Origin of the sequence: Microbacterium sp. CCH5-D1, assembly GCF_001557335.1 — a bacterium.
Lineage (GTDB): Bacteria > Actinomycetota > Actinomycetes > Actinomycetales > Microbacteriaceae > Microbacterium > Microbacterium oxydans.
In genome coordinates this window covers 1-1054 of the sequence record NZ_LSJW01000169.1, presented here as the reverse complement: position 1 = coordinate 1054, position 1054 = coordinate 1, and the positions used below count along the sequence as shown (strand labels likewise).

General features: G+C 70.3%; 3 protein-coding genes. 1 reads left to right on the top strand and 2 read right to left on the bottom strand.

Going from position 1 to position 1054, the window contains the following annotated elements; translation table 11 throughout:
* A partial coding sequence (locus AX744_RS10335) for an FGGY-family carbohydrate kinase (protein ID WP_269454449.1) occupies window positions 1-473 on the top strand: 473 nt, incomplete at its 5' end.
* Here the strand turns inward: AX744_RS10335 and AX744_RS10330 are convergent.
* The gene (locus tag AX744_RS10330; RefSeq protein ID WP_061016729.1) at window positions 460-813 is read right to left on the bottom strand and encodes a hypothetical protein; all 354 of its coding nucleotides are present in this window, start codon (window positions 811-813) and stop codon (window positions 460-462) included. The two genes, AX744_RS10335 and AX744_RS10330, sit on opposite strands and share 14 nt — an antisense overlap.
* Window positions 814-866: 53 nt before the next feature.
* Window positions 867-1054: 6,7-dimethyl-8-ribityllumazine synthase (locus tag AX744_RS10325; protein WP_197429212.1), on the bottom strand; the 188-nt coding region annotated here is incomplete at its 5' end.

The following is a 1054-nucleotide window of genomic DNA, read 5'->3' as shown; positions in this document are numbered from 1 at the left end:
CCGCCGATGAACCGTGGCGACGCGGCGCCCTCGTCGGGTTCGACGGCACGCAGGGACGCTTCCACATCCACCGGGCGATCCTCGAGGCTCTCGCGATCGAGACCGAGGCGGCGGACTCCCGTGCCAGACGGGTACTCGGTCGCCCCCGCAGCGGCCTGCTCGTCACAGGCGGCGGGAGCGCATCGACGCTCATGCTGCGCATCCTCGCCGCGGTGTACGGAGTCCCGGTGCGGGTGCCCCTGGTGCACGACGCCGCCGGGATGGGGGCGGCGATCTGCGCGGCCGTCGGCACCGGCATGCACCCCTCGTGGGACGCTGCCATGGCCTCGATGGTCGCGGTGGGGGCGGAAGTGGACGTGGACCCCGAAGCGAGAGCAGCCTACGCCGAGGTGCAGCGGACCTATGCGCGAGTGCTGCCGCGCGTGCGAAAGCTGTTCGAGGGGGAGGAAGTGGCGCCGGTCAGCGCCAGATGACGGCGAGTCCCGCGTTCAGGAGTGCCAGGATGCCGATCAGCCAGAATACGGCCGGCGGCACGGCGTCTCCGCGCTTATGTCGCGCCGAACCGATGCCGAGGAGCGCGCCGATGATGACCAGCACGACCAGCTTGACGCCGATCTTCACGTAGTTGAGGTCGTAGTCGATGCCCCACGGCGCGGCGAGGGCGAGACCTGCGACACCGGCGATCGCGAGACCGTAGTCCATGATCTTCGTGATCTGGCGCTTACCGCCGAAGGCCTGCGCGGCCCAGGCGCCGAACAGCACGGCGAAGCCGATCAGGTGGATGAACACGACGATATGACGCAGGGTCTCCATGCCCTCACCGTACGAGCGTGGAGCCCTCCTGCGCTAGCAAGGGCAGGCTGACCTCAGCCGCGGAGCTCCCTCGTGACGAGAGCGGTGCGCAGGGCGGCATCGGCCGCCTCGGCGCCCTTGTCCTCCTTGGAGCCCGCCAGCCCCGCGCGGTCCAGTCCCTGCTGCTCGTCGTCGAGAGTCAGCACGCCGAAGCCGACGGGCTTGCCGGCATCCAGTGCGACCCGAGTGAGGCCGTCGGTGG